Source organism: Comamonas granuli NBRC 101663, from assembly GCF_000739995.1.
Classification (GTDB): domain Bacteria; phylum Pseudomonadota; class Gammaproteobacteria; order Burkholderiales; family Burkholderiaceae_C; genus Simplicispira; species Simplicispira granuli.
The window spans coordinates 451088-457324 of record NZ_BBJX01000005.1 but is presented as its reverse complement, the minus strand read 5'-3'; the positions used below and the strand labels follow the sequence as shown (position 1 = coordinate 457324).

Sequence of the window (6237 nt, the reverse complement as noted above, 5' to 3'; positions counted from 1 at the left end):
GCATGACATGCCTAATTTTTGTTGAGAGTTTGGAGTAGGACTCCACCTCCCCCACTCAACATAAGCGATTGCAGGACCTGACGGTGATCGCTGCAATAATGACCAACACCAAGATGGAGGGGGTGCAATGGCAAAGAGACGCAAATCCAGCCCGCTGGAGGACATGCTCGATCTGGTTGCCATGCTGTCATGGTGGGTGGGGGTAACTCTGGGAGTCGCAGGGTATCTGCTGTTGCATTGGTTGGCCTCACCGATGCCGGTGACAGGGGTTCAACCCGGCCAAGTGGCTGGATTGGTGCAGCAAGCGATCATCAAGGGGCTGGCGACCGCTGGCCAATACATCGTCCCGATGATCTGTTTTGCAGGGGCGGCACTTTCTGCATGGCGGCGCAAGCAGCGCCGGACATTGGCTAGCGATACGGCCCAAGCGCAAAGCGCGAACGCACTGAACGGAATGAGCTGGCGAGAGTTTGAATTGCTGGTCAGTGAGGCGTTCAGGCTGCAGGGGTTCCGTGTCGCAGAAACTGGTGGCAGTGGTCCAGATGGTGGCATTGATCTGTCCCTCACCAAGGGAACCGAAAGATTCTTGGTCCAGTGCAAACAATGGAAGGCATTCAAAGTCGGTGTGGATGTGGTCCGGGAACTCTATGGCGTGATGGCGGCCAAAGGCGCAACCGGCGGATTTGTGGTCACTTCCGGGCGCTTTACTGCTGAGGCTAAAGCCTTTGCCGAAGGCCGCAATGTGCAGTTGATAGATGGCCCAAGTCTTTTCGCCATGATCCAGCAGGCGAAGCAATCCATGCCTTCAGCAGCCAAGCCGCCAGAAAAAATGCCAGCAATCGTTCAAGCGTCAGCCGCTGTTGAGCCAGTTTGTCCGCAGTGTGGTGCAGGTATGGTCAAGAGAACGGCCCGCAAGGGAACAAATGCCGGTGGGGCCTTCTGGGGCTGTTCAAATTTCCCGAGCTGCCGCGGGGTGCGGCAGTCTTTGTAGACCGAAATACTCTCCTCTCTCGCTTTTCTTCCCCATCCATCTCTGCCCCCTGCCCGCTCACAGCGGCTGCAGTGCACGCTGGCTCTCGAAATACCGGGTGGCACCTGTCAGTGGATCGGTAAATTCCAGTGACCGTGCCAGGAGCTGCAAGGGGCGCGAGAAGTCCCCTTCAGGCGGGTCTTTGACCTCGGGGTAAAACGGATCGTTGCGCAGCGGCAAGCCCAGGGCGGCCATGTGCACGCGCAGTTGGTGGCGCTTGCCGCTGACCGGCTCCAGCCGGTAGCGGGCCCAGGGGCCGTGCGTCTGCAGCAACTGCATGCGCGTGTGGCTGTTGGGTGTGCCCGGCACTTCGTGCATGAGGAAGAACGCCCCGCTTTCCTCCAGCCGGCTGTGGTGCTCGCGCGGAAAGTGCAGGTCGGCGCGCCAGGGAGCGATGGCTTCATAGTGCTTGCGGATGGCCCGGTCGCGGAACAGCCCCTGGTAGGCGCCGCGCGTGGCGCGCTGCACCGAGAACAGCACCAGCCCGGCGGTGTCGCGGTCGATGCGGTGCAGGGGCGAGAGCTCTGGCAGGTGCGGATAGCGCTGGCGCAGGCGCACCAGCAGGGTGTGCTGCAGGTAGCGCCCGGCCGGCGTGATCGGCAGGAAATGCGGCTTGTCGGCCACGAGCAGGTGTTCGTCGCAGTACAGCACCTGCGCCTCGAAGGGAATCACGGCCTCGTCGTCCACCTGGCGGTAGTAGTACAGCCGTATGCCGCGCTGGAACGGGCGCCCGGGCGCGACGGCAGCGCCGTATTCGTCGACCACCTCGCCACACGCCATGCGCTGCTCCCACCCGGCGCGCGAGACGGCAGGAATGCGCTGCGCCAGAAAGTCCAGCATGCTGCCGCTGCCCGCCGATGGCAGCACCACGCAACTGGGCTGCACGCCCGCGCGCGGGGGCAGCACATCGGGGCGGCTGGGGTTGTGCATGGCGGCGGGTCAGCAGGCCAGACGGCGGCGAGCGTGCTCGCAGGCCTCAGGATGTGCCCAGGCTGCGCACCCAATCGCACCAGCGGGCCGCTGCGGCAGCCTCCGGGCTGTCGCGCTGCTCCAGCAGGTGCGGCCAGCGGCGCTGGCAGCCGTTGGCGATGCTCTCGAGCTGCCAGAGCGCTTCGCGCACCACGTAGGCCAGTTCGGACAGGCCTTCGTCGTCCCCCTGCAACTGCTGCAGCAGCAACTCGTGCTGCTGCGGATGCGCGCCAGCCTCGGTCAGCGCACGCTTGAGCATGCCCAGGCGCTCGTTCACAAAGGCCAGCGGGCCTTGCGGCGGTGGCTGGTCCGGGCCCATGTCCTGCTTGGCCTGCTCCCATTGGTCAAAGGCCTGCGTGAGCTGCGCCCCCAGGCTCTGGAGCTGTCCGTGGGCCGGCATGGCGCGGTGGGGCGCCGCTCCAGACTCCTCGTAGAGCAGCGGCAGCACATGGGCAACCAGCGGGGCAGGAAACTTGCGATGGTTCAGGCGCAGCATCAGCGATAGCTGCTGCGCCGGGTGGTCAGGGTATTTTTCATAGAAGGCGGCCACCACTTCTGCCAGCAGAAGGATCTGTCCCATGGGGGAAATGTCGCGCCCCTGCAGGCCGCGCGGATAGCCCGTGCCGTCCATGCGCTCGTGGTGCTCCAGAATGGCCTCCGCCACGGTGGAGTCGTAGGCCTGCACGTCGCGCACCATGAGCATGGCGGTGACCGGATGGGCGATCAGGTGCTTGCGCGCCGCACCCGTCGGCCTGTGGCGCGGATCGCGCCAGGCGGGGTCCATGTGCAGCGCACCCAGGTCGTGCAGCAGGCCGGCAGCCGCCAGGTCGGCGCAGGCGCGCGCGTCCATGCGGTTGCGCAGCCCCAGGTACAAGGCCACGAGCATCATGCGCAGGCTGTGCGCGAACAGGTCGGGCATTTGCTCGCGCATGACGGTGAGCTTGAAACCCAGGCGCGCCGGCAGCACGACCTGCTGCAGGGGCGCCACCAGTGCGTCCGGACTGCCCAGCGCCTGGCAGAGCATCGCCGCCAGGCCGTCCGATGCGCACATGTCGGCGGCCGCCTGCTGCACGACCTGCAGGGTGACGGCGTTGTCCACCGTCAGGTGGGTGTCCATGGGCTCGCGCAACTTGTGCTGCACCAGCCGGTCGTACATGCGGCTGTCGATGCGCGCGCCCTTGTCCACGAGCTTGATGCCGCTGGCGCTGTAGATGGCGTCCTGCGTGACCACCGCACAGCGCTCGGCCATGTCCGTCACGCTGCGCAGGTAGGGGTCGCTGTCGTGCGCGCTGGCACCCGTTTGGAGCAGTTCGTCGATCATGGAAAGTGCTGGGAAAGAGCCCAAGCCTGTACTGTATAGATATCCGTATGGCCGCCCGCAGCACTAGGGCGCTGCGCCTGGCGGGACGGCCAGGCGCGCGGCGCAGGCGTTGCGCCATTGCAGCACGGCGGCGTCGCCCGGGTCGGCGCTCTCGGCAAGCTGCGGCCAGCGGCTGTGTGTGGCATCGACGATGTGCTGCAACTGCCACAGCGCCTCGCGCCCCAGCAGGGCCAGCTCGGCCAGGCTTTGCGCGTCGCCCCGCAGGTGGGGCAGCGCCTCGGCCTGCTGCTGCGGGTGGGAGCCGGCCTCGAACAGGGTCTTTTGCAGGGCTGCGAGCCGCTCGGCCACGAAAGCGCAGGCCTGTCCAGACGCCGGCAGCAGCGCCTGCGCCGGCAGCGGCGCACTGAGCGCCTCCCAGACACTGAAGGCCTGCGACAGCAGAGCGATGGTGTTTTCCACGTCCTCCTGCGCCACACGCACGTCCTTGTGCCGCACGTCGATCTGCAGCACGGGCAGCAGGCGGGCCACGAGCGCCGCCGGATACTTGCGGTGGTTGAGCCGCAGCGTCAAGGACAGGCGCTGCGCGGGTGCTTCGTCGGCGTATTTCTCGAAAAAGGCCGCCACCATCTCGGCCACGAGCAGGATCTGCCCCATGGGAGAGATGCGCTCGCCCGGCAGGCTGCGCGGGTAGCCGCTGCCGTCCATGCATTCATGGTGCTCCAGCACCGCCTGCGCCACGCTGCGCGGATAAACGTTCTGCGCCTGGATGAGCTGCATGGCCGTGACAGGGTGCGCCGCCAACTGCTTGCGCCCTGCCCCGGTGATCCGGTTGGCGGGGTCGTGCCATACCGGGTCCATGTAGAGCGCGCCCACATCGTGCAGCAGCGCGGCACAGGCCAGGTGTACGCAGTCCCGCTCGCTCCAGCCGGTCTGGATCCCCAGGAACACGGCCGTGAGCATCATGCGCACGCTGTGCGCGAACAATGCAGGGTGCTGCTCGCGCATTACCGTGAGCATGAAGGCCAGCGGCTGGGGCAGCAGCATGGAGCGCACGGGGTCGAGCAGCCTGTCCTCGCCGCGCTCGTCCGCCAGGGCATACACCCACAGGCCCGCCAGCGTGTCCGTCTGGCAATGCAGGCGCGCCACCTCCAGCACGGACTCCACGGTCACCATGTTCTCCACCGTGAGGCAGGTGTCGAAGCGCTGGCGCAACTGGTGCTGGCGCAGGCGGTCATACACCTGGCGGTCCACGCGCAGGCCCTTGTCCACCAGCTTCATGCCCTTGAGGTTGTAGATGGGCTCCTGGGTCACGACGGCACGGCGCTCGGCCATGTCGGTCACGGCGCGCAGGTAGTGGCGATCGTCAGGGGCGCCATCCACAGGCAAGGCGTCGGGGCTCTGGTCGGGGTCGGTCATGCGGCAATCGTCGGCCTAGTCTGGAAGGAACTATACGGCAACGCTGAACCATTCCCTCGCGCACCGCGCCCGCCTGGAGAGCATGCAGAAAAAAGCCGGGCGCTGCGGCCCGGCTGGTATGCAAGCCGCGCGGGCTCACTGCAGCAGGGGCACCCCTGTCTTGGATTGCAGGAAGTCAAAGCTCACGCCCGGAGCCAGTTCCACGACCTTGAGGCCCTGGGGCGTCACGTCCATCACGGCCAGGTCGGTGATGATGCGGTTGACCACGCCCTTGCCCGTGAGCGGCAGGGTGCAGCTCGGCAGGATCTTGAGGTCCTCGGTGCCGTCCTTCTTGCGCGCCACATGCTCCATGAGCACGATCACGCGCTTGACGCCGGCCACCAGGTCCATGGCGCCGCCCATGCCCTTGACCATCTTGCCCGGAATCATCCAGTTGGCCAGGTCGCCCTTGTCGGTGACCTGCATGGCGCCGAGGATGGACAGGTTGATCTTGCCGCCGCGGATCATGGCGAAGCTCTCATGGCTGCCGAAGATGGACGAGCCGGCAATGGTGGTCACGGTCTGCTTGCCGGCGTTGATGAGGTCGGCATCGACCTGGTCCTCGGTGGGGAACGGGCCTATGCCCAGCATGCCGTTCTCGGACTGCAGCCACACCTCCTTGTCGCCGGTGTAGTTGGCCACCAGCGTGGGAATGCCGATGCCCAGGTTCACATAGAAGCCGTCTTCCAGCTCCTGCGCCGCGCGGGCGGCCATTTGGTCTTGGGTCCAGGGCATGGTCAAGCTCCTTTGGATTCGGTGATGGTGCGCTTCTCGATGCGCTTTTCGGGGTTCGGGTTGTGCACGATGCGGTGCACGTAGATGCCGGGCAGGTGGATCTGGTCGGGGTCCATGGCGCCCGTCTCCACGATCTCCTCCACCTCCACGATGCAGACCTTGCCCGCCATGGCCGCAGCCGGGTTGAAGTTGCGCGCCGTCAGGCGGAACTGCAGGTTGCCGCTCTTGTCGGCGCGGTGCGCCTTGACCAGCGCCACGTCGGGCACCAGCGAGCGCTCCATCACGTAGGTCTCGCCGTCGAACTCGCGCAGCTCCTTGCCCTCGGCCACCATGGTGCCCACGCCCGTCTTGGTGAAGAAGGCCGGAATGCCCGCGCCGCCGGCGCGCAGCTTCTCGGCCAGCGTGCCCTGGGGCGTGAACTCCAGCTCCAGCTCGCCCGCCAGGTACTGGCGCTCGAACTCCTTGTTTTCGCCCACGTAGGAGCTGATCATCTTCTTGATCTGGCGCGTCTCCAGCAGCTTGCCCAGGCCGAAGCCATCGACGCCGGCATTGTTCGAGATCACCGTGAGGTTCTTCACCCCGCTGTCACGCAGCGCATCGATCAGTGCCTCGGGAATGCCGCACAGTCCAAACCCCCCCACGGCCAGCAACTGGCCGTCCGCGACCACGCCCGCGAGGGCCTGGGCTGCCGAAGGAAATATCTTGTTCACGAAAGTCTCCTCATCAT

At 66.1% G+C, this 6237-nt stretch carries 6 protein-coding genes; 1 reads left to right on the top strand and 5 read right to left on the bottom strand.

The window, feature by feature from the left end; translation table 11 throughout:
• The first annotated feature begins 127 nt into the window (after nucleotides 1-127).
• The gene (locus CGR01S_RS16425) at nucleotides 128-991 is read left to right on the top strand and encodes a restriction endonuclease (protein WP_084690594.1); all 864 of its coding nucleotides are present in this window, start codon (nucleotides 128-130) and stop codon (nucleotides 989-991) included.
• Nucleotides 992-1048: 57 nt separating this feature from the next.
• Here the strand turns inward: CGR01S_RS16425 and CGR01S_RS07595 are convergent, their stop codons facing one another.
• From CGR01S_RS07595 to CGR01S_RS07575, 5 genes are all read right to left on the bottom strand, one after another.
• Nucleotides 1049-1960 carry a pseudouridine synthase gene (locus CGR01S_RS07595; RefSeq protein ID WP_042424568.1) on the bottom strand — a complete coding sequence of 304 codons (912 nt, stop codon included), beginning with the start codon at nucleotides 1958-1960 and terminating at the stop codon, nucleotides 1049-1051.
• A gap of 46 nt (nucleotides 1961-2006) precedes the next feature.
• Nucleotides 2007-3320, bottom strand: coding sequence for an HD-GYP domain-containing protein (locus CGR01S_RS07590; protein WP_042424565.1), 1314 nt, complete (start codon nucleotides 3318-3320; stop codon nucleotides 2007-2009).
• A gap of 63 nt (nucleotides 3321-3383) precedes the next feature.
• Nucleotides 3384-4736, bottom strand: coding sequence for an HD-GYP domain-containing protein (locus CGR01S_RS07585; protein WP_042424562.1), 1353 nt, complete (start codon nucleotides 4734-4736; stop codon nucleotides 3384-3386).
• Nucleotides 4737-4871: 135 nt separating this feature from the next.
• Nucleotides 4872-5510 (bottom strand): 3-oxoacid CoA-transferase subunit B, encoded by a 639-nt coding sequence (locus CGR01S_RS07580; protein ID WP_042424559.1) that lies wholly within the window; start codon nucleotides 5508-5510, stop codon nucleotides 4872-4874.
• 2 nt (nucleotides 5511-5512) lie between these two features.
• On the bottom strand, nucleotides 5513-6220 hold the full coding sequence (locus tag CGR01S_RS07575; protein WP_042424556.1) for a CoA transferase subunit A: 708 nt from the start codon (nucleotides 6218-6220) through the stop codon (nucleotides 5513-5515).
• Nucleotides 6221-6237: the final 17 nt, after the last annotated feature.

Coding starts and splice junctions, on each gene's coding strand:
- CGR01S_RS16425 (WP_084690594.1), top strand. CDS start 128: ATGGCAAAGAGACGCAAATCCAGCCCGCTGGAGGACATGCTCGATCTG.
- CGR01S_RS07595 (WP_042424568.1), bottom strand. CDS start 1,960: ATGCACAACCCCAGCCGCCCCGATGTGCTGCCCCCGCGCGCGGGCGTG.
- CGR01S_RS07590 (WP_042424565.1), bottom strand. CDS start 3,320: ATGATCGACGAACTGCTCCAAACGGGTGCCAGCGCGCACGACAGCGAC.
- CGR01S_RS07585 (WP_042424562.1), bottom strand. CDS start 4,736: ATGACCGACCCCGACCAGAGCCCCGACGCCTTGCCTGTGGATGGCGCC.
- CGR01S_RS07580 (WP_042424559.1), bottom strand. CDS start 5,510: ATGCCCTGGACCCAAGACCAAATGGCCGCCCGCGCGGCGCAGGAGCTG.